27 protein-coding genes and 1 other annotated feature are annotated in these 25266 nt (G+C 52.8%); all 27 genes read right to left on the reverse strand.

Going from position 1 to position 25266, the window contains the following annotated elements:
* Positions 1–50 precede the first annotated feature (50 nt).
* The 27 genes from ilvE to NSQ46_RS22390 all read right to left on the reverse strand — a co-directional run bounded on the left by ilvE (position 51) and on the right by NSQ46_RS22390 (position 25189).
* The gene (ilvE, locus tag NSQ46_RS22260) at positions 51–935 is read right to left on the reverse strand and encodes a branched-chain-amino-acid transaminase (RefSeq protein WP_007130706.1); all 885 of its coding nucleotides are present in this window, start codon (positions 933–935) and stop codon (positions 51–53) included.
* Entirely contained in the window at positions 936–1823 is an 888-nt protein-coding gene (gene pheA / locus NSQ46_RS22265) for a prephenate dehydratase (RefSeq protein WP_007130707.1), read from the reverse strand.
* The gene (thrB, locus tag NSQ46_RS22270) at positions 1820–2788 is read right to left on the reverse strand and encodes a homoserine kinase (RefSeq protein WP_028407031.1); all 969 of its coding nucleotides are present in this window, start codon (positions 2786–2788) and stop codon (positions 1820–1822) included. Before thrB ends, pheA begins: the two co-directional genes overlap by 4 nt.
* Positions 2785–3858, reverse strand: coding sequence for a threonine synthase (gene thrC / locus NSQ46_RS22275; RefSeq protein WP_028407032.1), 1074 nt, complete (start codon positions 3856–3858; stop codon positions 2785–2787). The genes thrB and thrC overlap by 4 nt, the downstream gene beginning before the upstream one ends.
* A 69-nt stretch (positions 3859–3927) precedes the next feature.
* Positions 3928–5214: a homoserine dehydrogenase gene (locus NSQ46_RS22280; protein ID WP_213617297.1), complete on the reverse strand. Its 1287-nt coding sequence runs from the start codon at positions 5212–5214 to the stop codon at positions 3928–3930.
* 59 nt (positions 5215–5273) lie between these two features.
* Positions 5274–5711, reverse strand: a complete 438-nt coding sequence (locus NSQ46_RS22285; protein ID WP_077569210.1) for an ACT domain-containing protein — start codon at positions 5709–5711, stop codon at positions 5274–5276.
* A 534-nt stretch (positions 5712–6245) separates the two neighbouring features.
* Positions 6246–7454 (reverse strand): IS4 family transposase, encoded by a 1209-nt coding sequence (locus NSQ46_RS22290; protein ID WP_342574451.1) that lies wholly within the window; start codon positions 7452–7454, stop codon positions 6246–6248.
* 421 nt (positions 7455–7875) lie between these two features.
* Positions 7876–8625: a hypothetical protein gene (locus tag NSQ46_RS22295; protein ID WP_251537025.1), complete on the reverse strand. Its 750-nt coding sequence runs from the start codon at positions 8623–8625 to the stop codon at positions 7876–7878.
* Positions 8626–8653: 28 nt separating this feature from the next.
* On the reverse strand, positions 8654–9418 hold the full coding sequence (locus NSQ46_RS22300; RefSeq protein WP_210095139.1) for a hypothetical protein: 765 nt from the start codon (positions 9416–9418) through the stop codon (positions 8654–8656).
* A complete protein-coding gene (locus tag NSQ46_RS22305) occupies positions 9415–10746 on the reverse strand; it encodes an SPFH domain-containing protein (protein ID WP_144879859.1) in 1332 nt (443 codons plus the stop codon). Before NSQ46_RS22305 ends, NSQ46_RS22300 begins: the two co-directional genes overlap by 4 nt.
* A gap of 254 nt (positions 10747–11000) precedes the next feature.
* Complete coding sequence (gene obgE / locus NSQ46_RS22310; protein ID WP_007130715.1) at positions 11001–12311, reverse strand: GTPase ObgE; 1311 nt, start codon at positions 12309–12311, stop codon at positions 11001–11003.
* Positions 12312–12324: 13 nt separating this feature from the next.
* Positions 12325–13065: a Spo0B domain-containing protein gene (locus NSQ46_RS22315; RefSeq protein ID WP_007130716.1), complete on the reverse strand. Its 741-nt coding sequence runs from the start codon at positions 13063–13065 to the stop codon at positions 12325–12327.
* Positions 13066–13369: 304 nt separating this feature from the next.
* Positions 13370–13681, reverse strand: coding sequence for a 50S ribosomal protein L27 (gene rpmA / locus NSQ46_RS22320; protein ID WP_007130717.1), 312 nt, complete (start codon positions 13679–13681; stop codon positions 13370–13372).
* A 17-nt stretch (positions 13682–13698) separates the two neighbouring features.
* A complete protein-coding gene (locus NSQ46_RS22325) occupies positions 13699–14031 on the reverse strand; it encodes a ribosomal-processing cysteine protease Prp (protein WP_007130718.1) in 333 nt (110 codons plus the stop codon).
* A 13-nt stretch (positions 14032–14044) separates the two neighbouring features.
* On the reverse strand, positions 14045–14356 hold the full coding sequence (gene rplU / locus NSQ46_RS22330; protein WP_007130719.1) for a 50S ribosomal protein L21: 312 nt from the start codon (positions 14354–14356) through the stop codon (positions 14045–14047).
* Positions 14357–14369: 13 nt separating this feature from the next.
* Positions 14370–14454: a sequence feature (ribosomal protein L21 leader region), on the reverse strand.
* A gap of 56 nt (positions 14455–14510) precedes the next feature.
* Positions 14511–15752 carry an Rne/Rng family ribonuclease gene (locus tag NSQ46_RS22335; protein WP_210095141.1) on the reverse strand — a complete coding sequence of 414 codons (1242 nt, stop codon included), beginning with the start codon at positions 15750–15752 and terminating at the stop codon, positions 14511–14513.
* A 122-nt stretch (positions 15753–15874) separates the two neighbouring features.
* Positions 15875–16729: a M50 family metallopeptidase gene (locus NSQ46_RS22340; RefSeq protein WP_007130721.1), complete on the reverse strand. Its 855-nt coding sequence runs from the start codon at positions 16727–16729 to the stop codon at positions 15875–15877.
* Positions 16722–17642 carry a M23 family metallopeptidase gene (locus NSQ46_RS22345; protein WP_144870438.1) on the reverse strand — a complete coding sequence of 307 codons (921 nt, stop codon included), beginning with the start codon at positions 17640–17642 and terminating at the stop codon, positions 16722–16724. The genes NSQ46_RS22340 and NSQ46_RS22345 overlap by 8 nt, the downstream gene beginning before the upstream one ends.
* 258 nt (positions 17643–17900) lie before the next feature.
* Entirely contained in the window at positions 17901–18695 is a 795-nt protein-coding gene (gene minD, locus NSQ46_RS22350; RefSeq protein WP_007130723.1) for a septum site-determining protein MinD, read from the reverse strand.
* A 3-nt stretch (positions 18696–18698) separates the two neighbouring features.
* Complete coding sequence (gene minC, locus NSQ46_RS22355; RefSeq protein WP_007130724.1) at positions 18699–19361, reverse strand: septum site-determining protein MinC; 663 nt, start codon at positions 19359–19361, stop codon at positions 18699–18701.
* Positions 19362–19445: 84 nt separating this feature from the next.
* Positions 19446–19973, reverse strand: coding sequence for a rod shape-determining protein MreD (mreD, locus tag NSQ46_RS22360; RefSeq protein WP_100085239.1), 528 nt, complete (start codon positions 19971–19973; stop codon positions 19446–19448).
* Positions 19973–20848, reverse strand: a complete 876-nt coding sequence (gene mreC, locus NSQ46_RS22365; protein WP_007130726.1) for a rod shape-determining protein MreC — start codon at positions 20846–20848, stop codon at positions 19973–19975. The genes mreD and mreC overlap by 1 nt, the downstream gene beginning before the upstream one ends.
* Positions 20849–20904: 56 nt before the next feature.
* Positions 20905–21939, reverse strand: coding sequence for a rod shape-determining protein (locus NSQ46_RS22370; RefSeq protein WP_007130727.1), 1035 nt, complete (start codon positions 21937–21939; stop codon positions 20905–20907).
* Between the two features lie 38 nt (positions 21940–21977).
* Positions 21978–22667, reverse strand: a complete 690-nt coding sequence (radC, locus tag NSQ46_RS22375) for a DNA repair protein RadC (RefSeq protein ID WP_007130728.1) — start codon at positions 22665–22667, stop codon at positions 21978–21980.
* 75 nt (positions 22668–22742) lie between these two features.
* A complete protein-coding gene (locus NSQ46_RS22380; protein ID WP_251537036.1) occupies positions 22743–23366 on the reverse strand; it encodes a Maf family protein in 624 nt (207 codons plus the stop codon).
* A 25-nt stretch (positions 23367–23391) separates the two neighbouring features.
* Positions 23392–23634 carry a DUF4321 domain-containing protein gene (locus NSQ46_RS22385; protein ID WP_007130730.1) on the reverse strand — a complete coding sequence of 81 codons (243 nt, stop codon included), beginning with the start codon at positions 23632–23634 and terminating at the stop codon, positions 23392–23394.
* A gap of 127 nt (positions 23635–23761) precedes the next feature.
* A complete protein-coding gene (locus tag NSQ46_RS22390; RefSeq protein WP_251537038.1) occupies positions 23762–25189 on the reverse strand; it encodes an SPOR domain-containing protein in 1428 nt (475 codons plus the stop codon).
* Between the last annotated feature and the right edge of the window lie 77 nt (positions 25190–25266).

A 25266-nucleotide genomic window follows, 5' to 3' on the forward strand; every position in this document is an offset into this window, starting at 1 on the left:
ATCGACATGAAAGGATTGTTCAATAAGCTTGATTTACTTGTCCGTAATCTTTAGGATTCCCAAACTTTATACCCGTCAATCTCAACGATTTTCCGGAATTCTTCAAGCAATCGGAGCGTAATCGGACCCGCTTGCCCTTTTCCGATGGTGCGCCCGTCAATTTCGCGTGCAGCGATGACCTCGGCGGCCGTACCTGTGAAAAATACCTCGTCGGCGATATACACATCATGCATGCTGAAAGGCTCTTCCTTAAGCGGAATGTCAAGCTTGCCGCACAGCTCGATAATCGCCTGGCGCGTAATGCCTTCAAGTGCGCCCAGGTAACAAGGCGGCGTTGTGACGACACCATTTTTCACGATAAAAATATTGTCTCCCGAACCCTCCGTAACATACCCTTGAGCGTTCATCATAATGGCTTCATCGGCCCCTGCGAAGTTTGACTGGATCTTAACGAGGATGTTGTTCAAATAGTTCAGCGACTTGATCTTCGGATTGAGCGCATCCGGAATGTTTCTGCGCTGGGCCACAGAAACCGCCCGCAAGCCGTTCAAATAAGCTTCCTCAGAATAGATTGCCAACTGTTCGACAATGATCAACACCGTCGGTTTCGGGCAGCGACGTGGATCAAGCCCCAGATTGCCGGCACCGCGCGACACGACGAGGCGGATGTAGCCGTCTCTCATATCGTTGCGGCGAATCGTCTCCGCCATTGCCTCCAGCAGCTCATCGTAGGCCAATGGAATAACTAGATCGATAGACTTGGCCGAATCGTATAAACGGTCCAAATGCTCTTTGCATTTGAAGATGTTGCCGTTATAAATCCGGATGCCTTCGAAAATGCCGTCCCCGTACAGGAAGCCGTGATCAAATACCGAAACTTTCGCATTCTCTTTCGTGACAAATTCTCCGTCTAAATAGATCCATTGCTCAGACATTTACTTTACCCCCAATTTCTCGCTTTCGTAGGCGTAACCCGGATACGATCCAAGCGTGCGGACTTGGCATCCGAGCGCTTCGATTTCTCCCATGGCGGCCGTCAACAGAACGGAATCGGCCGGAGCCATTACATCAATATAGAAATAATAGTTGCCGAGCTTTTTCTTGGTCGGCCTGGATTCGATTCGGGTCAGGTTCAGCCGTCTCCACGCAAATGCCGAAAGCACCTGATGCAGCGCACCCGGCACATCTTCCGGCAGCGTAACCAGAATGCTCGTCTTGACATGCTCCGGTGAACGGTCAATGGCGATCGGCTCATGGCCGATCAGCACGAACCGGGTGTAATTGTTGTCGTGATCCGTAATCCGCTCTGCGAGCAGATCCAATCCATGCTCCGCTGCACCGAGGGATGTTCCGATGGCCGCCCACCCTTTGCCCGGATTTTCTTTTACGATTTTAACGCCTTCGGACGTGCTGCCAACCTGTTCAAGCTCCGCCTGAGGGGCTGCTTTGGCCAGGAATTGGCGGCACTGGGCAGTCGCAACCTGATGGGACCAGATTTTCGTAATCTTGCTGAAATCCATCATTCCATCGGGTCCGCGGAATTCCGAAGCATTGCCGATCAAATTTTGAATCGACGGATACACCCACTCCACCTGCATCGGCATATCCACCTCATTGACAAGCCAATCCATATGGAGGCTTACAGAGCCCTCAATCGTATTCTCAATCGGAATGACGCTATAATCACTCTTGCCTTCGACCGTAGACATGAACACATCAGAGATCAGTTTGTAGTGGACCAGCTCGACAGGCTGATCGCCAAGAAGATATCGTATCGCTTCATGAGATACCGATCCTGAGGGCAACAAGGCTATTTTTTTCATGCGGTAACTTCCCCTCTAATCATATCCAAAAAGGATCTGTTGTTGATGTCGTCCATCGTCCGGACGCCCTCGGCTGCCGGGTCCAGACAGAAGCACGAGGCCGAAATGCCTTCGGCCTCCATCGCTTTCACCAAGTAAGCCTTGAGATCATCCACACGCCGATCGTCACGATCCACGAAAGCGATGATCGTCGGGCCTGCTCCGCTGAGCGCGACCCCCAGTGCGCCTTGATCAGGCGCTTCCGCCAGAATTCTCGGCATCCCGGGCACGAGCGGTGCCCGGTAAGGCTGGTGAATGCGGTCCTGCATCGCTGCACGTACAAGATCCAGGCGGCCTGCCGACAGGGCAGCCGTCATCAAGGACGATCGACTAATATTATATACGGCATCGGCCAAATTGACCTGGGCAGGCAGCGCCTCCCGTGCTTTGGACGTGGCCAGGTGGAAATCCGGAATGACGACCACCGTCCCGAGACGGGCCGGCGGGTCGATCCGGATATAATCCGCATGCTTTCCATCCCATACCGCCGTAATAATGCCGCCAAATAACGAGGCGCCAACGTTGTCCGGATGCTTCTCGAGGGCAGTCGCCATATCGAACAGCTTGGCCTCAGACAACGGAGAGCCGATCAACGCATTGGCCGCGAATAAGGCGCCAACGATGGCGGAAGCACTGCTGCCGAGTCCCCGGGCCAACGGAATGTCGGAATACATCGATATTTCAAGCTCGGGAACCGATTCTCCTGCTTCATCGAACACCATTTGCGCCACTTTATAGATCAAATTGCTTTTGTCGACCGGCACTCCCTTCATCTCGTCCCCGTAGAGATGAAATTCAGTGCGATCAGCCGGCTTCAGCTCGATCCAGGAGTATAGTGACAATGCCATGCCGAGCGTATCAAATCCGGGACCGAGGTTGGCCGTACTGGCCGGAACCTTCACCCTTACGCCTTGGGACAAACTCATACCTGCGCAGCCCCTTCAAGCTTCGCGATGGCTTCCATGACTGCGGACTCCGTATCGGATACGACCAGCGGTTCCGATTTGACGGTTGAAATCGCGATGTTCGGATCCTTCAATCCATGTCCAGTCAGAACGCAGACAACGGATTCCCCGCCTTTAAAATATCCTTCCCGCTTCATTTTATATACGCCTGCAATCGAAGCTGCGGATCCCGGCTCGGCAAAGATTCCTTCACGTGACGCGATTTTGCGGTAGGCTTCCAATATTTCCTCATCGGTTACATAGTTAATCTGGCCGCGGGACTCCTCGGCTGCAGCAACCGCCGTCTTCCAGCTGGCCGGATTGCCGATTCGGATTGCCGTTGCGACCGTTTCCGGATTAGCAATCGGCTCGCCTTTCACGATGGCCATGGCTCCTTCGGCCTCAAAGCCGAGCATTTTAGGAAGCGAAGCCGCTTTGCCGGCTGCATGGTATTCCTTGAAGCCTTTCCAATATGCGGAGATATTGCCCGCATTCCCAACCGGGATCGCCAGCACGTCCGGCGCTTTTCCCAACTGATCAACCACTTCGAATGCAGCCGTCTTCTGCCCTTCAATCCGGTACGGGTTCACGGAGTTGACGAGGGTAATCGGATGCTTAGCCGTGATCTCCCGGACGATTTCCAGTGCGCGGTCAAAATTGCCGTCGATGGCAATCACTTTGGCGCCGTAGATCATCGCCTGTGCGAGTTTGCCCAGGGCAATATTGTTGTTCGGGATAATAACGATGCAGTTCAACCCGCCACGCGCCGCATAAGCAGCCGCTGCAGCGGAGGTATTGCCGGTCGAGGCGCACATAATGGTGCGGCTGCCTTCCTCCATCGCCTTTGCTACCGCCATCACCATTCCCCGGTCTTTAAAGGAGCCTGTAGGATTCAGGCCTTCAAATTTAAAGTGCAGATCGATTCCTAGCTCCTCCGACAGGTTTTCGGCGCGGATCAGGGGCGTATTCCCCTCTTTAAGGGTCAGCAGCGGGGTTTGTTCATTAACGGGTAAATATTCTTTATAAGTTTGAAGCAGTCCTTCGTACGGCATCTCTCATGATCTCCTTTTCTATGAAAAAATATAGTCTCGGCTCTGATGCTCACTTCGCGGTCTTATGGGTTAGCCTTCTACGCGGTAGACGCTCTTGATCCGCCGAATAACCTCCAGGCCCTCGAAATGATTCAGCACCTTATCCATATTTGCCTTGCTCGCATGGTGCGTGACGATGATGATCTCTGCATCCGGATTCTGGTCATTCGGCTGCTGGACGACCGATTCCAGGCTTACGTCATGCTGTGCAAACACTTGGGTGATTTGGGCGAGTACACCCGCTTTATCATCGACATGCAGCAGAATGAAGTTTTTATACGAAATCTGCTCATCCGTCTTAAGCTTCTTCGGTTTATACGGAACGATCGCTTTCAGACCGTTCACGCCAAGCTTCAAGTTTTTGATGATCGCGACCAGATCCGCCACAACGGAGGTCGCCGTCGGCATCTCGCCGGCACCCGCACCGTAGAACATTGTCTCCCCTACAGCTTCCCCATAGACGTAGACGGCGTTGAAAACACCGTTAACGGCTGCGATGGGATGTCCCGTGCGTACCATGGTCGGCTGCACGCTGATGCTGACCTCGTCGTCCTGACGCTCCGCGATGCCGAGCAGCTTCATCTCATAGCCCAGACGTTTGGCGTACGAAATGTCTTCTTTGGTTACTTGAGAGATTCCCTTGACCGATACATCCTGCAGCTCGACATTCGTCCGGAAACCAAGCGTTCCGAGAATCGCCATCTTGCGTGCCGCGTCCAGGCCCTCCACATCAGAGGTCGGGTCTGCCTCCGCATAGCCGAGCGCCTGCGCTTCAGCCAGTACGTCCTCAAAGGATGCGCCCTCCTGGCTCATTTTCGTCAAAATATAATTGGTCGTACCGTTCACGATCCCCATAATCTTCATAATGCGGTCCGATGAGAAGCCTTCAATCAGCGTCCGGATAATCGGAATACCGCCGGCTACGCTTGCCTCATAGAATACATCGCACTGCTTCTCTTGCGCTTTTGCCAAAATCTCGGCGCCGTGCAGAGCCATCAGATCCTTATTCGCCGTCACGATATGCTTGCCGCGGTCCAGCGCTTCCAAAATGTACGTCTTCGTCTGATCGATGCCGCCCATAACTTCCACAATGACATCAATCTCCGGATCCCGGATCACTTCCCACGGATCCTCCGTCAGCTTGCTCTGATCCACACTGACGCTGCGGTATTTCTCCAGATGCTTCACCGCAATCCGCTCGATCACGATCGGTGATCCGACCTGGCTGCTCAGATCCTCCTGATGACCTTCTACAATTCGCACAACCCCAGTTCCTACTGTTCCCAATCCTAAAAGCCCTATCTTCACCGGCTTCATTCCTACAATTACCTCCCGTATCCCATCACAATAAGCGATTTACTTAACCATGAAACGAATTATCCTTGCCCGATCATCTGTACTTTGCGTACGCCGGTGATCCGGCGCAGACCGTCCAACAAATCGTCGAGCTCTTCAATCAAACGGGAGACCTCAACAGAGATCACCACGTTTGCGATCCCCTGTAAAGGAATGCTCTGGTGGATGGTCAGCACATTGCCGCCTTCACCGGCAACCAATCCAAGCACCTCTGACAGCATGCCCGAACGGTGCTCCATATCAATCGATATGGTGACAATTTCATCCCGCTCCAGCTGATTGATCGGATGGATGCCATCCTTATACTTATAAAAGGCGCTGCGGCTAAGCCCTACCTGCTCAACAGCTTCATGGACCGTCTTGACGTCGCCGGAGGCCAGCAGCTTCTTCACCTGCATCGTTTTGACCACAGCTTCGGGAAGGATGTCTTCCCGGACCAAATAATAGCGTTCCTTCACAAAACGTCCTCTCCTCAAAGACTACTGTTTTCGTATAGTGGACATTATACTGGATATATCGGGCAAGGGCAATACATAAATGTCCCTTTTTTCGCGTTGGCAGCATCTTCATGTCCAGGCTATAACCTATACTATATCGCAAATTTTATAGGAACTCATCGTTAACCCTGTAAAAATGTAAATTTAGCGAAGAAAAAACGCCCATACTACGCTTAAAGTTGAGAATGAAGTACTCGGGCCCGCGACAGCAAACATGTCCCTAAAAGGGACTTGTGGGGCCAAATGCAGCGCTGCAGGAGCAAACAAGTCCCTAAAAGGGACTTGTCACGCCCAATCCAGCGCTGAAATAGCAAACAAGTCCCTTAAAGGCATGAGCGTTGCATAAATCTTTACATCTGCAAGCACTTGGATGAAATCTGAATAAGAACAATTAATTTACAGTTGTTTTTTCGAGAATTACACTAAAAGATCCAACACTTCTTAAATGTAGCTACGTTTTCCCATAAAATGTATTTTGTGCAAGATTTTCGTTTCCTAAGTCACTTTGCTTGTTTTAAAAATGCCAACGCTCGTTCGTAATTCAGGTACCTTCCTTGGTGCACCGCGTGGCTTTCCAGAAGTTGTTCGCGTAGGTGCTCGAAACAGAGCGTTCAAGAACTGGGACCACGGATGATACATGTGAATTCGAAACAATTCAAGGACACGCCAAACGCTTTTCTTGGTTTCTAGACGTAGCTGCATATACTGTGCCAGCACGTAAGCGATCAGCGCAAGGTAAATCTGGTTCCATATCGCTTGCGGCTTATAGCTGTGCAGTTTTTTTAGGCGCAGATGCTGCTTTATCCATTTAAAGAAAAGTTCAATAAGCCATCGGCATTTGTAGATATGAGCTACTTCTTCGGCCGTTATGTCCTGTCGAGAGGTAAGTAGGCGATAATAGCGCCCCTGCTCATCATAAAACTCTACGAGCCGGACTCGTTCCTTCATCTTGCGCCAACCGCTACCTACGTTCACAAGAGCATCTCGTGTGATCGGACTTCCTGGAGGGATTTCTCGTTCCTCCACAACATGGATTGAGGTGCGATCTCTCATTCGCATGACAAATTGAATGCCGCGCTCCATCCAGTTATCCATGTTTTTGTAGCTATCATAACCACGGTCCATGACATAAGTTGCCGCCTGCTCGGTGACCAGTTCGACCGCCCCGGCTCGGTCGCCTACGTTTAAAGTCGATGGGATGACAGCGTCCGGATATACCACTTCGGGTGAAGCGGCTACGAGCCGCACATGCAGCTTTACCCCGCTGGAGGTATGCGAAACTCTGGCCCAATCCCCAAGTACCAAGGGGAGTGTGATTTTCGACGAATCAATGAGTGCCAGAGGTCCAATGGTTGAAGAAATGCCCTGCTGGTGAGCCGTCAGCTTCTGGACACGGGCAACGCTATGGAGAAAAAGCATGTGCAAGATTTCCGTCGGGATTTCGCTGAGTTTCCGTGACAATTGGGCTGCGCTGATGCTGGGCAGATCGAGGATGGACCGAATTTCAGAGTGTGCATAAATTTGTTCTTCCATCTCGATATAGCTTTGCCAATGGTTGAGCTGAGCCAGAATGAAAATGAGAATGCTTTTGTTGATGGTGAGCTTCTTGGCGTAGCGATCGGCATGAAGGAGTCGATCGTGTACATCCAAAGGCAGTAAAGAAAGCAGTTGACGAACGACAGTGTTTTGGGTTACGTTATCCATGGTTTGGACTCCTTTTTAGAGGTCGTGGACAACGTGCTACGTCTTCTAAATTAGGAGCCTTTTTTTGTTTTGTCCATGAAAAAGATACAGGTAGTTACAGAAATAGTAACTTCAGCAAAAGTTGTGATAGGTTTTATGCAACGCTCATGCCTTAAAGGGACTTGTTGTGCCCAATCCAGCGCTGCAGGAGCAAACAAGTCCCTAAAAGGGACTTGTCGCGCCCAATCCAGCGCCACAGTAGCAAACAAGTCCCTAAAAGGGACTTGTCGCGCCCAATCCAGCGCCGCAGTAGCAAACAAGTCCCTAAAAGGGACTTGTCGCGCAGGCCGGCTTTTATCCTTACACGCTTGGGGCCACTCGATCAAGGCGACCAGTGCTTTAGAAGGGGCTTGGGCAGATCCCCCTTTTTCGAACCCTCCGTCTACCCGATCCTGCTGTGCCTCAGCAGCGTGCCGCAATAGTCGCACTCCTTGTGCTCGCCGCGGGCCACGGACGATTTCGCACCGCATCCGGGGCATTCTATCCAATACGGGCCGTCCTCTTCCGGTGTCTCCGTCCGCTCTGCCGTCAAAATCACGGCTGCTTGATTCAGGACCGAATTCAGCTGCTCATCAAGGCTCTGTGCACCACTGGTTTCGCTGAAGTCTTCTCGGCTCCGCAAGGACGGGATTTTCACGACCCCGTTCTCGATCCGTCCATGGGGGAGCAAATGCATGCGAAACATATCATTCAAATCCCGGATCACTTGCTCCGGTCCCTGCCTAACCGCCTGGGCGATATACGGGATATGGAACAGCCTCCTTCGCACGATGGCATCCGTATAAACCTCGATCAGCATTCCGAAGCTTTGGTCCCGCTTGTGTCCGATCACGAACAAAATGACTGCCGGAAGCAGAAAAACGATTCCCAAGAAGATCGTGACTTCCGAAAGACTCCCGGTCTCCCCGGTGCCGGTGCTGCCGACGATCATCAAAAACTCAAGGACCATAAACGTAATTAGCAATACCCAGCCCAAGAGCCTGTAATTTCTCCCCTTGCAGCTGTTTCGACGCTGGGTGGCAATCAATCGAATGGCGGCCAGCACCATCGCTAGCGGAAAAAATAAAACGGCAGCCACGAGGATAAGGGCATCGGTTGTGGAAAATTTCAATTTATAAGGTTTCAAAGGCATACCCATACGTTATCTCCTTGATCTGCTTTTATGTAGAACCTGCTTTTGCATGTAAAAGCTGCATATTACGGTCCTGCACCGTTCTGAGGATATCCCGGATCATGCGTGCCGTTTCCTCGGCCACCTCCGGGCGGGCTTCGGCGCTGACTTCACCGATCAGTGTCACCTGATCTTCCAATACCGCGATTTTCTCCCGGATCAAATGCTCCATTTCATGGAGGGAGGCATGGGGAATGGGATCGCTGTAGCGAAGCGTCTCCTCCAGTTCAGCCAAATCCCGATCCAGCAAGGGGATATCCTCGCCTGACAGCAGGTTCAGCTTTCCCCGGATCGCTCCAACCCAAGCGACCGTTTCACGCTTCCTTGCTGTGTGCTCCCCCTCCTTCTCCTCATGAGCGAATGCATACCTGCCGATCAGAGAGACTAAAGCCAAAACAACGGCAAATCCCAATAACGTCATCGCATGGATTTTGAGATACGCCGGCCCTGAGAGCTTAAACAGGTTTCCCAGCAAAATCACCTCAAGGATGACGGATACGGCATACACCCCGATAATGAAGCCCATGGCGATCGTAAAAGGGGCCTTGGAGGCAGCAGCTTTGCGTCTGCGTTGATGGATGCAGGATCCGGTAAAAAGAAGCACAGACGCCTCAGCGAAACCAATGGCAATGCCGGACATCCACGCGTTGATATCGGTCAGCCCGCCAATAAAACCGAATAGCAGTATCGTTGCCACCGGCACGATCGCGGCAGCCAACCAGAAACCGTTTCGAGTTGCGACTCTTGACGTCATGATGGATCACCGCTTTCACTTTCCATTAACCGATGCCCGCATTCCATGCAGAACTTCTGCCCCGGCTGTACCTCATGATTGCAGTTAGTGCATTGAAGCCTATGGCTTGCTCCGCAGTTCGGACAGAATTTCGCCCCCGGGTCCAGCAAGTGGCTGCATTCCCGGCAAGGGATTGGCAGCTGGGCGCCGCATTCCGCGCATATCTTGGCATTCGCCGGATAATCATAGCCGCAGGATGGGCAGGCTCTGTACGGATCTCCGCAGTTCAGGCAAAACTTCGCATGACGGGGGATCACATGACCGCAATCGGTGCACAAAATATCGCGAGCCGGCTTGTCCGGCTTCTGCACATGGGCCGGCTGACCACAGCCTGAACAAAACCGGGAATGCTCGTCGATCAACGTTCCGCACTCGGTACAGGCTCTTGGCTTCAGTCCGGGGCCGTCCGCAGTCGGTACCTCAGTGTCCCTTAACACTCGGGTCATCGTCTCATATACCGGACCAGCCATGCCGATCCCTACGCCCAGCCCGCTGCCGATGATTCCCGCCGGGCTCCCGGGATTCTTCGCGGCTCCTTCCAGCGTATCGAAGGTCCGCTCCTGATGATATGTATAGCCGATAATGTCCATTTCCGCTTTCTTCGCCAATGCTTCCTTAATTCGAAGAGCCGCGGGGTCATCTTCCGGTATGTTGATGGAATCGACAAAGAAATTGAGCAGCGTAATCCCCATCTCATCGAACGATGGAGCAATCGCTTCCATAATGTGCTTTGATATTTCCGTCATATAGGCGCTGATTTCGACGACGCTGATTTTTTTGAAAATGATGTACGAGGAGATGATATCCTTAATATTGGACATAAGCACCCCCCGGTAATATTTGACCAAGGTGCTTTGATCAAAGGTTGGCAGCGTGCCGACCATTTTCCCCAAAAATTTTCTCGGATCGCTGATCTGGACCCCGAACTGTCCGAATGCCCGCACGGAGACGATAATATTATATTTGGGATCCTGGAGCTGTATCGGCGCGCTCGTCCCCCACTTCACATCCAGTGAGCGCATTTTGTTGATAAACCATACTTCAGCGGTAAACGGGGATTTGCCGCCGAACGGAAGATTGATGATATTCGATAAAATCGGAATGTTTGCAGTGCTTAGCGTATGCCTGCCTGCAGAGAAGGAATCCAAGGCTTGGCCGCCCTTATATAAAATCGCCTCCTGCGATTCATGAACGATAAGTTGGGTCCAGGTGCCCAGTTCCTGGTTCGGATAACGCCAAGCAAACACATCCGGCGGGCCTTCAAATTTAACAACGTCAATGATTGCCATAGTTCTGCTCTCCTTTTGCACGGTTCGTCCGATCTGATGATCAATAAAAAAAGGTACAAATGTACTACTATTGTATACGATTTGACTGGTAAATGGATGAAAAATTTGGGAATGCGGGCATATTCGCGCTCTTTAGCGTACAAAAAAACCGCCAAGCCTGCTTGCATACAGACTTAGCGGTATCTCTTTATCAAACAAAATCAGCGGCGCTCGAAGGCCCCGATTGGGGGATGTTCCATCCTTCTGTTCTGCTCTTAATAATAGCTGCTTCCTTCAACAAACTCGAATTCAAAATCGCCGATTCGTACAATTGTTCCTTCCGTTGCACCGCGCTTGCGAAGCTCCTCGTCCACACCCATATGGCGCATGGTCCGGGCAAGCTTCAGAATCGCGTCATGCGAATTCATCTGCATCCGCTTCAGCATCCGCTCGATCCGTTCGCTGTGCACGACATACATTTCATTGTCGCGGGTAATCGTGAACGAGTTGTCATTCTGGGCTTTGAACTTGTAGACCTTCCGCTCGGCAACCTCGGTCACCTCTTCCACCGTTGGCTCTTCCGGCATGCTCTCAAGAATATCCATCGTTCGGTACAGAAGCTCCTGGATCCCTTGACGGGTCAGTGAAGAAATGGGCATAACTTCAATGTCCGGGCGGATCGCCTTTACCTTCTCGGTGAAGACGGCCAGATTCTCTTCGGCTTCAGGCATATCCATCTTATTGGCAGCCACAATTTGCGGGCGGTCCATCAGAGCCGCATTGTAGAGCCTGATCTCATCATTGATCTTCTCCCAATCCTCGAACGGGTCCCTGCCCTCCGTACCGGCCATATCTACCACATGAATAATGACGCGCGTCCGCTCTACATGCCGGAGGAACTCATGTCCGAGTCCGACGCCCTCATGGGCGCCCTCGATCAATCCGGGCAGATCGGCCATGACGAAGTTTCGGCCATCGCCCACTTCCACCATACCGAGATTTGGCGTGATGGTCGTAAAATGATAGGCTCCAATCTTAGGCTGCGCGGCGGAAACGACCGATAACAGCGTAGACTTGCCGACGCTCGGGAAGCCGACCAAGCCGACATCGGCCATAACCTTAAGCTCCATTACGACGTATCGCTCTTCGCCCTCTTCACCGTTCTCGGCGAGCTCCGGCGCAGGATTGTTTGGCGTTGCGAAACGGATATTTCCCCGTCCCCCGCGTCCGCCTCTGGCTACAACGACCTGCTGCCCATGCCGGGTCAGATCCCCGATCACTTCGCCCGTGTCGTCATCCATCAGGATCGTGCCGGGCGGTATGCGCACAATCAAATTTTCAGCGTTGGCGCCATGCTGGCTTTTGTTCCGTCCCTTTTCTCCGCGCTTGGCCTTAAAATGCTTCTGGTAACGGAAATCCATCAGCGTACGCAGTCCTTCATCCACTCGAAATATGACATCGCCGCCTTTGCCGCCGTCACCGCCGGCAGGGCCGCCCTCAGGCACATACTTCTCACGGCGGAATGCAATGAGGCCATCTCCTCCGTCTCCGCCTTTTACGTAAACTTTCGCTTTATCTACAAACATGATATCACCTTCCTCAAGTCACTAACGGCAGGTATAAGCGGTACGTGGGTTCCCCCGGCTCCGTCTGTTCCACCCGAACGCCTTCGTCCTGTACGGCTTGTTCGATCTGAAGCCTTAAGCTGTCGGGTTCTCCGAAGTCTCCTTCACCCTGTGCCCATACAATCAGCTCATGCTCCTGCTGCATAAATGTTAACGCTAACTCCCGGGTTTCTCCCCATGACGCCTTCCCGCTCATCTGGAAAGCCTTGACCGTCCGAATAATCGTTTCGGCCACCCGATCGGCCGTTCCTGGCGAGACCTTGCCTTCCAACTGGACTTGATCCACAATGTCAACTTCCAGCTGCAGATTGTTGCCGGAGGTCCGGTATGAATGTAAATAAAAAACCAGAGAAGGGATGCCCAGCTTGGATATTTTGCTCTCCAGCGCCATCCGCTCTTTTATTCTTTCCACACAAGCCACGGATTTATCAAGCTTGCCTAATTGAATATAGCCGTATAAAATTTGAAGTTCATTCATCCAATCATGTCGGTGATGATTCAACATCCGAATCGACGCGTGCTCCATATTCCGAACGATCGCCTGCTGCCTGCGCTTCTCCGACCGCAGCACAAGCCATGCAGCGCCAACCGAAGCAGCCGCAGCCCAGATCGCCGTTACGGCACCCGCTGCGAGACTAGGCTTCCATACCATCCATGCTACCGGCAAGACTGAGGTTAAACCGGCCCCAGCCGTTATCCATATCCAGGATTTCATCGCTTCTCCTCGTCTTTCAACAGCAATTGGTTACATTCACCAGATCTCAGTATATCACAGTCTTTCCGCATGGTTCATCCCCTGGATGATGATCTTGGCAAATTTCAATACGAATTACGGTGGAAGGCCAGCGATCGAAGGCGCTGCAGGCTAACGGTTACTCCACCTTGGCTTCGAAGATGCTAACCAACTCGACGACCGGATACCCCGCCCACGGAGTGAAGCAAGCCCCTTCTTATAATTAAAAAAAGAAGCCCCGGCAACGATGCCGAAAGGCTTCTTCTGTAAGCAGTATAAGAAACGATTAAGCTTCCACTGCAGCCGCTACAGGAGCGACTTCAACCGGGTAGACGCTCACTTTCTTGCGGTCACGGCCCCAACGTTCGAATTTCACAACGCCGTCCACTTTCGCAAACAAAGTATCGTCTTTACCGATACCCACGTTCGTGCCTGGGTGAATTTTCGTACCACGTTGACGAACCAAGATGCTGCCGCCGGTCACAACTTGACCGTCCGCACGCTTCACGCCAAGGCGCTTCGCTTCACTGTCACGACCGTTCTTCGTGGAACCTACACCTTTTTTCGATGCGAATAACTGAAGATCCAATTTCAACATGTTGTCTACCTCCTTCTTTAAGTAGTCAATTCTTGTATTCGTATATATTTGCCGTATGAATCGGCAATTCCCTGCAACATGACAACCATCGACTCGAGAAGCAGCTGAACTTGACCCGATGCAGATTCGTCTGCACTCTTCGGAAGATTCGCGCTGAGAAAGCCGCCCTTCATCCGGGTCTCCATAACGATTCCGGTAAGAGCCTCGACGGAATTGACCGTCCCCACCGTGATGCTGGATACTCCGGCACACACGATATCTTGTCCGGGATCGGCATAGCCCGCATGTCCCTCAACCTTAAAGCTACGGATTCGTCCATCTTCCCCGCGCAGGATCTGTACCGTAATCACTTACCGCACCCTCTTACGCTTGGATCTTCTCGATGGTTACTTTCGTATAAGGCTGACGATGACCTTGCTTCTTGTGGTAGTTCTTCTTCGGCTTGTATTTGTATACAACGACCTTGCGGCCTTTACCGTGCTTCTCCACTTTCGCAGTCACAGTTGCACCGGCTACAACCGGAGTACCTGCTACCAGTCCGTCCTCTTTGGAAACGGCCAGTACACGGTCGAAAGTCACGCTCTCTCCGTCACCTGCATTCAGCTTCTCGATGAACAATACATCGCCCTCTTGAACTTTGTATTGCTTACCGCCTGTTTCGATAATAGCGTACATTTGCTTGCACCTCCCTATGTCTCAGACTCGCCTGGAAAAGGTGACTGTCCATACCTGAACAGCGCTTATAAACCCAACCGGAGCGGTTACAGCATGTGCAGCAATAGATTACTTCACACATACCCAATGATAATATCATAATCCTTATTCAACGTCAACCTCCAGAAGGAAGAACAAAGCCTCTCCCTCCGCAGGCACCGCAAGGCTTGGCAAAGGGCAGCGGCATGCTCTCTCTCGCTTTCTTACGGGTCATTTCCAGCAAATCCAGCTTGGTCCAGCCTACGACAAAGGTCTTGCTCCGATCCTTCCGGATCGCCTCCTCCATTGCCGCCGCTACCTGATGCCGATGCTCCTCGCGCTCCATATCGATGAAGTCGACGATGATGATCCCTCCGATGTCCCACAGCCGCAATATGCGTGCAATCTCGCGAGCGGCCAGCAGGTTGGTCTGGAGAATCGTCTCGCCCAGATTATCCCCGCCGATATATTTCGCGGTATTGACATCGATAATGGTCATCGCTTCCGTCTGGTCAATGACGATCGTAACCCCTTCCGGCAGCGCAATCTTTCTTGCGAAGCCGGTCTTCAGCTGATCATCAATCCCGTAAGCCTGGAAGAGCGGGACGCTCTCCGAATAATGGATAACCTTTGGCTCGATGCCCGGGACGCTGTCCTTCAGGTAGCTAATCGTCTCCTCGGCTTTGGGCAGGCTGTCAATCACGAGCTCATCCTCATAAGGATCAAATGAATCCCTGATCAGGCGCTGCAAAAGGCCAAGATCCCGATGGAGCAAAGCGGGAGCTTGAAGCTTCCGTGCCTTTTCCGTTATTCTCGCCCATTCTTCCCTTAAAAACTCAAGATCACTGCGGATAAAATCGATGGGCTCATCCTCCGAAACCGTCCGGATAATGATGCCCTCTTCCCCGGTCCGCAGCTGCTCTCCAATCCCCTTCAGCCGGCTGCGCTCCGCATCGCGCTCGATCTTCTTCGAGACGGCGACATAATCGGCTGTCGGCATGTATACCATGCATCTGCCCGGAAGGGAGAAATGCGTTGTCACCCTGGCTCCCTTGCCTCCTCTCGGCTCTTTCATCACTTGAACGATCAGCTCTTGGCCGACGGTCAGCAGCTGCGAGATCGAGGGTTTCTGCTTCGGCTGTTTCTCAAGATGCGGATGAAGCACATCATCAACATATAAAAATGCGTTCTTCTTCAGTCCGATATCGACAAAGGCTGCCTGCATCCCGGGCAGCACATTGACAACCTTTCCCTTGTAAATGCTTCCGACTACGCTCTGCTCGGAATTTCGCTCAACCGCGAATTCCGCTAATCTCCCATCCTCGATGAGAGCCATCTGAATGTTCTCATGTTCACAATGAACGATCATTTGCCTCATGGCTTCACCTCACAAACGGAAGACGAACTCTATGATTCTATCCTACCACAATTTGGATGAATGAAGCAGACAGAATCGGCCCACCCTGTGTCTCCCTCATGATGTTTACGATTTTACGCATATCAGGGTGGTCCATTTGATGCGAAGTACGAAGAGATGACATGCTGTTCAGGCACAACGGCGAGCAAACGGCCCGGTCCGCCCATCACATATATCAAATGATACTTCTCTCTTTTAAATAGACGCATGATATCACTCAAAGGTTTCGCAGAATCGGCTACGATCGGCTGTGCAGGTCCGAGCCGCTCCAAATTTCGTTCATAAATCTCGCTGCGCTGCACAAGAAATCGGAGAAAACGGTAAGGTACATTCCGGTGATCCTCAAAGTTGGAGTATGCCAGAAACAGCCCGATCATCAGCAGGTTGAGGCGGATCCCGCCGCCGGAGGATAAGGGAGCAAGTCCGTAAGCGATCATCAGCAGACTGCCGCATATGCCGGCCCGGGAAGTCCATACCAGCGTTGCGTGGTAAGGAGCGATTAAACTGATCAGCGCCTGGAGCACCTTTCCTCCATCAAGAGGCAGAATCGGCAGGAGATTGAATAGAGCGATCATCACATTTCCCTGGATAATATAAGCCAGCATCGCCTCGTCTCCCCAGCCGGCCCAGCGGCAGCACAGGGCAAGTCCGATCATGATGGCATTTTGGAGCGGACCTGAAAGCGCGATGACGATTTCCTTCCATGCGGTCATCCGCCCATCGTCCTCTATAACAGCAACGCCGCCGAACGGCAGCATCTGAATGGCTCTCACCTTGAACCCCATCGCTGCCGCGGCGGCGGCATGACCTAATTCATGGATAAAGACGATGATGAATAATGTAAGCAGCTCGAGAAAGCGTCCCGTTACGACGGAAGCCAGCATGACGATGACAAAAAGCGGATGCAGCGAGAGGGCTGTCCCCTTAAAATTAATCAAGCGGCATCACTTCCGCAGGGTCCACGTCCCGGTTGCCCTCTTTGAGAACAAAATAAAGCGTCGGGGGGCTGCCCGAATCCGTCGATTGGAGGGTACCGATCGGATCTCCGCCCTGCACCCAATCGTTGACCTTCAGCCCGGTCTCCGCCAGTCTGCTGTAAATCGCCTTCCGGTTTCCCGTATGCTGAATTAAGACAGATATCCCGTTCTCCGGATGCTCTGTCACCTCCAGTACCCGGCCGGTCTCAATGCTTCTGACCGCCCGCTGGGATAACGATCCTCCTGCAGCTTCCAGCACGATTCCCTTCAGATCTACAGCAAAGGATTGCACCAACCTGCCTTCAAGCGGAGGAATGAGCGATGTGGATGCATTCACTTTGGTGGAGTGCTCATCGGTTTGCCCGAAAATCGGAATAAAGGATGGCGCTTCTCCAAAATGCTCTTCGTACCATACCTGGGCCGCGCGGAAATCCATCTCACGGCTCAGCCCTTCGATGATAAAGGCCTGCGTTCGCAGAGCCCATGGCTGCTGCATGGAAAATATCCCCCACACGATGCCGAACAGCAGCGCGCTCACGACGAGGCGTCGCACAAGGCCGGGGAGAAAGGATCCCCTTCGCGGCGGATTCGGAGCGTCGCCGGGATCTATAGTGTCGTACCAGCCGCGATATCCCTGCTGCTTCCAGAGCCGCTCGGGATCCGGCTCCATATCGGCCGAGGACCGATCGGGCAATGCCGGTCTGACATTCGCATTCTGAGCCCGCTCGGGCTCTTTGGCCTCCGGCTTGACCGTCTCCGCTTGTCCAGGCAGCGCCGGCCACGACTTGTCCGGCGGGAGCGAATGCTGCCCGCCCTCGAGCAGCTCCCGGATTCGGGCTTCCCTACGATGTTTCACTGAGGATTTAACGTCCATATGCTCTCCCCCTTGGGGCTTGTTTGTCTGTCTGCCTCAAGATCCTTCGGCAGATCTCTTCTTGTCCTATCATATGAGGGAGGGAAAGCCGTTTAGAACAAGCCCTGCTCATCTTGATGAGCCGGATCCGGTAGAAATGCCGTTGCCTTCTTGAGAACCTCTTACGCGAGCGGCTTCCAACAGAAAAAAAGGGGTATCCCGCCAGATCCAAGATCTGTTGGGATACCCCTGCTGCTCTATATGAAACTGAAACTTCGCTTAACCCATTCCGAAAAACTTCTTGAACTTGGTGAACATGCCCTTTTTCTGATGAATCTGCATCAGAGGCACGGTATCACCAAGAATTCGGCGTGCGATGTTCCGATAGGCGATCGCCGCCTGGGAATCCGGATTCATTACGGTCGGCTCCCCACTATTGGCCGCCTTGATAACCTTCTCGTCATCGGGCACGATGCCGATCAAATCGATGTTCAGCACCTGCAGCACATCTTCAATCTCGAGCATGTCGCCGGTCTTCACCATGTTCGGACGGATCCGGTTCACGATCAGCTTCGGCGATTCCACATGGGAGCTCTCCAGAAGCCCGATAACCCGGTCTGCGTCCCGAACGGCTGCGTTCTCCGGCGTCGTAACGACGATGGCTTTATCGGCGCCGGCAATTGCATTCTTGAAGCCCTGTTCGATTCCTGCAGGGCAATCGATGATGATGTATTCGAATTCTTTCTTGAGTTCGAGAACGATATCCTTCACTTGATCCGGAGAAATCGCGTTCTTATCCTTCGTCTGGGCTGCAGGCAGCATATACAGATCGTCAAAGCGCTTGTCCTTGATCAACGCTTGATTGAGCCGGCATCGCCCTTCTGCAACGTCGCATATGTCGTAAATAATCCGGTTCTCCAGGCCCATGACGACATCCAAATTGCGCAGACCGATATCCGTATCCACCAAACACACTTTTTTTCCCAAGAGTGCTAAAGCTGTGCCGATGTTCGCCGATGTCGTCGTTTTACCGACTCCGCCCTTACCAGAAGTTACGACGATTGCCTCTCCCATGTACTACACCCCTTTAAACACATTAAAATCCCGACCCAAACGTGAGATGTTGCTGATCTTGTCGATCTCCATGCTTCCGTTCTTCAAATAAGCAAATTCCATGACCGTCTCGCGCGTCTCCCATTCGTCCGGCGGCCGGCTGATCATTTGAGAAATCCGGAGCTGGGTAGGAGCGAAATACGAAGCGGCAATAATCGCTTCTTCGTTGCCGTCCACACCGGCATGCGCGGTTCCGCGCAGCGCGCCCAGTATGTATATATCACCGGTGCACGTAATGACGCCCCCGGGATTGACGTCTCCTAGGAATAGGAGATCTCCATCATGGTGCAGCACCTGCCCTGATCGCACGATTCCCGTCATCAGCTCCAGCTGGCTGCCGGGAGGGGTCTCCGGCTCGATCGGCGGGGACTCTACATTGCGGATTAGAAGATTTCCTTTTTGCTTTAATATATCGAGAATCATCTGTTTTTCTTCTTCGGATACTTTACGGGATCCCAGCTTTACATCCACATGAATGATCGGTCCGGTCAAAATATTCTGGTGACTGTGCTCCAGCTTATACCTAAGCTCCTGGAGCAGCTCGTCGAGCTCACATTGATCGTCAAGCAGGAATACCAGGCCATCCTTAATGCCCTTAATCGTCACATGATTGGATTTTACAGCCATAAGACCTGTCCCTCCCATCCTAGTACATTTCGCGCTCAAACCTTCAAGTTCCTGCTAGTCTTCGTAAAATGTCTTGGCGTGGGCTTAGGAAGCAGTCTTTCTTCGCTGATATTTCGCGATCAGCTCCAGCTGCTTGCGGACCGGGACATAAATCGCCAAAGCAAAGGCAAAGTGAACGAGGAGATTCGGCAGCATATGATGCAGCAGCGACCAATTGTAAGAGGTCGGATTAAGCCGGAATACCTTGTAGATACCAAACAGCGTGCTATCGAACAGCAGGCTTCCCAAGATGACGATCGTCATCATCATCGGCAGCGGAGCACGCGGCGCCTTGAACACAAGTCCCAGCAAATATGCGGATATGCCCATAGCAAAAGAATAAGTGCCGATCATTTCGCCGTAGTATACGATGTCATGAAGCATACCGAATATAAGTCCGAGCACAAGGCCGGTATGGCGGTGATAATAGATCGAGACGAAAAATATGGCGACCAGAACAAAATTAGGATAGATCTGCAGCTGCAGCGAGCTCGGCGTTAACCAGAAGAACACCGTGCCTTGCAGGATGAACAAAACGAACAACAGGAGAATGAGAATCTGCTTGCGCGCCATCATTTCGGCTCCTCTGGGGTAACCACGATAATGACATATCTCCAGTCCTCGAATTTGGCGGCAGGCGTAATCGTTGCGGTTCTGCTCTGCCCGAATTGGCTGATCTGGACGCTATCTACGGTTCCAATGATCAGGCCCGGCGGAATGACGCCGCCCGCGCCGGACGAAATAATCTTGTCTCCTTCCGCAATCGGATCATCCTCCGCAACCCGTGTCATGAGCAGCGTGTTGGTCTTCTCGTCGTAAGTTTCCACGATGCCGAAGGTTTTGTCCTCCTTGCCGATCGCCGTAACCGAGATCGGCTGCGGATTCGGGTCCTGGGCATCCATCGTTGTCAGCAGCTTCACCGTGGAGGTGAAATTGCTCACGTTGCTTACGATGCCCACCATGCCGTCAACCGTAGTGACCGACATGTTCGGCCGGATGCCGTCGCGCTCGCCCAAATTGACGACAAGCGTCCGGTTGTTCGGATCCGAATTGACAGCGATCACCTCTGCCGTACGGTAATCATATTTATCCCGGTTTTTCTGGTTTTGCGTAAATCGGAGATTATCCCGAAGCCTCTCGTACTTCGCTTTTATCGTATTGTAATTCGCACTCTCTCGCGAATACTGCGCAACCGCCCTACGAAGCTCTTCATTCTCCTCATAGACCGCCTTCATATTCCGCACGTCTTCAAAGAAACCCGCTATATAGGCAGCGGGCTTGTAAAATACGCTTTGCACAAAACCGACCGTATCTTTAACGAATTTCTCAGGCCAAGATAAAGAAGCTCTCGGACCGAGCGTAAATCCCATGATCGCGATAAACGCCACGAGCCCGATGAGCATGATGAACAAGCGCTTGTTGCCTAGCAGCTTAAACAGTTGCAACACCCTCTAACCTTACTGTTTTTCTCTCCCAACATTAGGGGTTTACACGCATCTTGGGTCTACCGTTTGGAACGGACGGCAGAGCTGCTCCGGGATTTGAACAGGTGGATGTTTTCGAGCGCCTTGCCCGTACCGATCGCCACGCAGTCCAGCGGATTCTCGGCAACGATCACCGGCATGCCGGTCTCTTCGGCAAGCAGCTTGTCCAGGTTGCGCAGCAGCGCGCCGCCGCCGGTCAGGACGATACCGCGGTCCATAATATCCGCAGCAAGCTCCGGAGGACATTTCTCCAGCGTAACCTTCACCGCATCCACGATGGCGTTGATCGTGTCAGCCAGCGCTTCGCTAATCTCATCGGACGTAATCGTAATGGTCTTCGGCAGACCGGTTACGAGGTCGCGCCCGCGGATTTCCATCGTTTCCACCGTTTCAAGCGGCATGGCGGAGCCGACTTCCATCTTCAACAGCTCGGCGGTGCGCTCACCGATCATCAGATTATATTGTCGTTTGATATAGGAAATAATAGAATCATCCATCTCATCGCCGGCAACGCGAACCGAACGGCTCGTTACGATGCCGCCGAGCGAGATAACCGCAACCTCGGTGGTGCCGCCTCCGATATCGACTACCATGCTGCCGGTCGGCTCCCATACAGGCAGGTCCGCGCCGATCGCGGCCGCGAACGGCTCCTCAATGATATACGCCTCGCGTGCGCCGGCTTGCTTGGTTGCATCCTCTACCGCACGCTGTTCAACCGCCGTAATGCCCGAAGGAACACAGACCATCACATTCGGATGGCGCGGGAAAACGGAGCGCTGCTTCTGCGCTTGGCGAATAAAATACTTAATCATCGTTGCCGTCGTATCAAAATCTGCAATGACGCCGTCCTTCATCGGACGGATGGCACGGATGTTGCCCGGCGTACGTCCGATCATTTTCTTTGCGGACTCGCCGACCGCCTCAATCGTCTTTGTATCCGTACGCAGTGCAACCACAGACGGCTCCCTCACGACAATTCCTTTACCGCGGACATAGACCAGCGTATTCGCCGTCCCCAAATCGATTCCCAAATCTTTTGTAAAACCACCCAACATGATGTATCTCCCTTTCTTCCTCAATCTGAACTATTATATTACATCAAGCCCCGTTCCTTCAAACTTACGAACGATCCGTCCCCGATAATCAGATGATCCAGCACGTCGATCCCGACAATCTGTCCCGCCTCCACCAGACGGGAGGTAAGGGAAATGTCTTCCGGGCTGGGCGTCGGATCTCCGCTTGGATGGTTGTGCGCGCATACCAGCGACGCACTGCTGCATTTGATAGCCGCTCTGAACACCTCGCGGGGATGAACGATGGAAGCGTTGAGGCTCCCCATCGATAACGTTTCCTGGGCAATGACGTGATTCTTCGTATTTAAAAACAAGCAGACAAAATGCTCTTTCTGCAAATATCGCATCTGTTCACTGAGCAGCTCCGCTGCATCATGCGGATTGCGTATAATGACAGGCTCCACATGCCTGGATGCCGCCAATCGCCGTCCAAGCTCTATGCCAGCCTTCAGCTGAACGGCCTTGGCGGTTCCAATTCCTTTAATTTGCGTAAGTTCTTCGATGCTGAGGTCCACGAGCTGCCGGATTCCTCCGGCTTCCTTAAGCAGCCGCTGCGCTATATGTACGGCAGATTCCTGGCGGGTTCCTGTTCGAAGCAATATCGCCAGCAATTCCGCATGGCTCAGTGCGCTCGCCCCATAATGCATCATGCGTTCTCTTGGTCGTTCGTCATGGGGGATGTCGCGCAGCAATAATGTTGGCGACTCCATAGATTCCCCTACTTTCTAAGAATAAAATCAATCGGTTTCAGCTTGCCCCGGGTGCTCCCAAGGACAGCGAACCGATCAGCCTTTATATCTACGATTCGGTAGTACATCCATCCCCATCTCAGACAGCATGTCCGACAGCAGAGAAAGCGGAAGGCCGACGACATTAAAATAGTCGCCCTCAATACCTTCGATAAGCGTTGCTCCAAGGCCCTGAATCGCATACGCACCGGCCTTGTCCATCGGTTCGCCGCTCCTTACATAAGCTTCAACCGCATCCGGACTCAAGCGTTTCATGCTCACTTTGGTTTCGCGGTGAGACACCTTGATCGCGCCCGATGCCAGATCGATGCATGCAACTCCCGTAAATACCCGGTGAGCGCGTCCCTGAAGCATGGTCAGCATTCGCACCGCATCGTCATGATCCACCGGTTTCCCCAGCACGAGATCCTCCAGTACAACAACCGTGTCGCTTCCGACGATAATCCCGCCGCCCTGGTCCGTATTCAGCTTGCGGTGAACCGCCTCCGCCTTACGCAGAGCCAGCGATTCTACAATCCGGTCCGGGGACCATTCTGCAGGCGTATCCTCATTCGCTTCACTCGGCACGATATCGAATGGAATTCGAAGGGAGGCGATCAGCTCCTGGCGCCGAGGAGAGGTCGAAGCCAGTATTATACGGCGATTTCTCTTCTCTTTCAAGGGGGATAGTCTCCTTTGTCATGTCTTAGAGCCTGCGGTATAGCCAGATCGCTGCAATGATGCCCAGCAGACTAAGCAGGCTGAAATGAAGTTCAAGGTTAATGTCGTAAATGATGATGTCAAGGTCGGCTGAAGGGGACCACTTGATGGGCGTAGACGCCGTTAGAAACGACACCGCCTTAACCGGCTCAAGCGCCTTCGCGATCCATGTGCCGGCAAGCCACCCTAACAGCAAAAATAAGATGAGCATTCCTTTATTTTTCTTCATGCATCCTCTTCCCTCGCCATTTTTTGACACCCTAATTATTATACGGTGAATCGATAAGCAATACAAACAGAAATCCGGCAGGGGGAACTATTTCCAATTCCTTGCCGGATTTTACGATGATTTGAAATTATAGGCCGTCCAGGAGCTTCTTCTGGCCCATGATATAGTTCATCATGCCTGTTTGAATCTCCCACAAATGCCCCTTGGATTGATTTTTGATATATTCGGAGAGCGCCATAACCGATCCATTCATGGATTGTTCCATCATTGGGAGCACGGCCAGAGACTCCGGTCCCAGTCCTTCAGACAGCTGCTTGACCGATTGGATCCACTGCTGATGGAGGTTTGTCACGCTCTTCATCGCTTCCGCGGCTGCCGGCCCTCCCCCCTCCTGTTGGCCCAATAGAGAAGCAGACAGCGCGCTCAGCTCGGAGACCAGCTGGCCGCTGACCGTAAAATAGTCCGTAAGCGTCTTCGCTTCACCGGAATACACCCGGGGCTCGGCCTGCGGCAAAGAAATTTCCCGCACGTAGAGCTCGACCCCTTCGGCCTTGAGCTGATTGCTCAGCAGCTTGGCCTGTTCCCGATTCGGCGATATGCCCGCATAGACCCGATTTTCCTCATTCGGATCCCCTCCGGCCGCGATTCCTGCCGCCAGCAGCTCGCTCTTCGCCTGCTCCACGCGCTCGGGCGTGCTGAAAACACCGTACTGCAGCATATAGAAGGTCGATCCCGGAATTTGCACGGCCGTGGCAGGCTGTTGTCCGGAAGGTGCCGGTGCCCCCGTGCTTTCACCCGTTCCCTCTTCGTTTTCAATCACCGTCTCACTGCCCGTCCCTGGCGCCGATATATCCCCATTGGTACTGCTGCCGGCGCCGCCGTTAAACATCGTCAGAACCATGTACCCGAACATTAACCCGGTGATGACCGCTGCACTGACCGCAGCCGCCATCTTCCAGAAGGACGTCGGCCGCTTCGTCCGGTAATAGCTGTAATCATCTCCCTGTGTTCCCTCATAGAAAACCCCGTCCTGTTGTCCGCTTTCCCATGGATCTTGCTGCGGAGGTACTGCTGAGAATTTTCCCGTACGGGAGTGGGAGTCAATCGCGCCGCCATCCCATACCTCAGGAAGATCCTGATATGGATCCGGGTGCTCCGGATTGCCATTGCCTGCCAATTGCTCATTGGCAGCCTGAAGCCGCCTTCTCTCCTCGGCCAGCCGTCCTCTTCGCGTGGAGTCCCGGCTGCTGCGCAGCCTCCGATCATCCAACGCATCCGGCTGATCCGTCTTTGCCTCGGGATGAACAACGCGCAGATGCTCTGGTTTGGGATCGGCCGATGAAGCCGAATGGTCGATGAAGCCGTTTGAATTCCAGCTTCCGGGTGCTCCATCATCCTCCATCCCCAGTCTCTCGAAATCCCAATCGCTGGGCGTATTCCAGTTTGAAACCCCCAGTTCATTCGTGCAGGGCTTTTCCTGCATGCCCCTGCCGTTCCGATGATTCGGTTTGGGAGGGTCATGGTCAAAACGGATGGTCATCCGCGCTTTGTTCATATTCACACACCTCACTTGTCCTCTCTATACCTAGCTATATGATAGGGCTTGGCAAGTTATGTGCGGCTGAGAAAAGA

The organism is Paenibacillus sp. FSL M8-0142, from assembly GCF_038597315.1.
Taxonomy (GTDB): domain Bacteria; phylum Bacillota; class Bacilli; order Paenibacillales; family Paenibacillaceae; genus Paenibacillus_AQ; species Paenibacillus_AQ lactis.

Bases quoted from the DNA above. Each gene is read 5' to 3' on its own strand.
- NSQ46_RS22345 (WP_144870438.1), bottom strand. From the start codon at position 17,642: ATGGACGTTAAATCCTCAGTGAAACATCGTAGGGAAGCCCGAATCCGG.
- minC (WP_007130724.1), bottom strand. From the start codon at position 19,361: ATGGCTGTAAAATCCAATCATGTGACGATTAAGGGCATTAAGGATGGC.
- NSQ46_RS22300 (WP_210095139.1), bottom strand. From the start codon at position 9,418: ATGACGTCAAGAGTCGCAACTCGAAACGGTTTCTGGTTGGCTGCCGCG.
- rplU (WP_007130719.1), bottom strand. From the start codon at position 14,356: ATGTACGCTATTATCGAAACAGGCGGTAAGCAATACAAAGTTCAAGAG.
- radC (WP_007130728.1), bottom strand. From the start codon at position 22,667: ATGGAGTCGCCAACATTATTGCTGCGCGACATCCCCCATGACGAACGA.
- NSQ46_RS22290 (WP_342574451.1), bottom strand. From the start codon at position 7,454: ATGGATAACGTAACCCAAAACACTGTCGTTCGTCAACTGCTTTCTTTA.
- NSQ46_RS22390 (WP_251537038.1), bottom strand. From the start codon at position 25,189: ATGAACAAAGCGCGGATGACCATCCGTTTTGACCATGACCCTCCCAAA.
- pheA (WP_007130707.1), bottom strand. From the start codon at position 1,823: ATGAAAAAAATAGCCTTGTTGCCCTCAGGATCGGTATCTCATGAAGCG.
- NSQ46_RS22385 (WP_007130730.1), bottom strand. From the start codon at position 23,634: ATGAAGAAAAATAAAGGAATGCTCATCTTATTTTTGCTGTTAGGGTGG.
- NSQ46_RS22370 (WP_007130727.1), bottom strand. From the start codon at position 21,939: ATGTTGGGTGGTTTTACAAAAGATTTGGGAATCGATTTGGGGACGGCG.
- obgE (WP_007130715.1), bottom strand. From the start codon at position 12,311: ATGTTTGTAGATAAAGCGAAAGTTTACGTAAAAGGCGGAGACGGAGGA.
- NSQ46_RS22295 (WP_251537025.1), bottom strand. From the start codon at position 8,625: ATGCCTTTGAAACCTTATAAATTGAAATTTTCCACAACCGATGCCCTT.
- thrB (WP_028407031.1), bottom strand. From the start codon at position 2,788: ATGAGTTTGTCCCAAGGCGTAAGGGTGAAGGTTCCGGCCAGTACGGCC.
- NSQ46_RS22280 (WP_213617297.1), bottom strand. From the start codon at position 5,214: ATGAAGCCGGTGAAGATAGGGCTTTTAGGATTGGGAACAGTAGGAACT.
- rpmA (WP_007130717.1), bottom strand. From the start codon at position 13,681: ATGTTGAAATTGGATCTTCAGTTATTCGCATCGAAAAAAGGTGTAGGT.
- ilvE (WP_007130706.1), bottom strand. From the start codon at position 935: ATGTCTGAGCAATGGATCTATTTAGACGGAGAATTTGTCACGAAAGAG.
- mreD (WP_100085239.1), bottom strand. From the start codon at position 19,973: ATGGCGCGCAAGCAGATTCTCATTCTCCTGTTGTTCGTTTTGTTCATC.
- NSQ46_RS22335 (WP_210095141.1), bottom strand. From the start codon at position 15,752: ATGAGGCAAATGATCGTTCATTGTGAACATGAGAACATTCAGATGGCT.
- NSQ46_RS22315 (WP_007130716.1), bottom strand. From the start codon at position 13,065: ATGAAATCCTGGATATGGATAACGGCTGGGGCCGGTTTAACCTCAGTC.
- thrC (WP_028407032.1), bottom strand. From the start codon at position 3,858: ATGCCGTACGAAGGACTGCTTCAAACTTATAAAGAATATTTACCCGTT.
- NSQ46_RS22305 (WP_144879859.1), bottom strand. From the start codon at position 10,746: ATGGCAATCATTGACGTTGTTAAATTTGAAGGCCCGCCGGATGTGTTT.
- minD (WP_007130723.1), bottom strand. From the start codon at position 18,695: ATGGGAGAGGCAATCGTCGTAACTTCTGGTAAGGGCGGAGTCGGTAAA.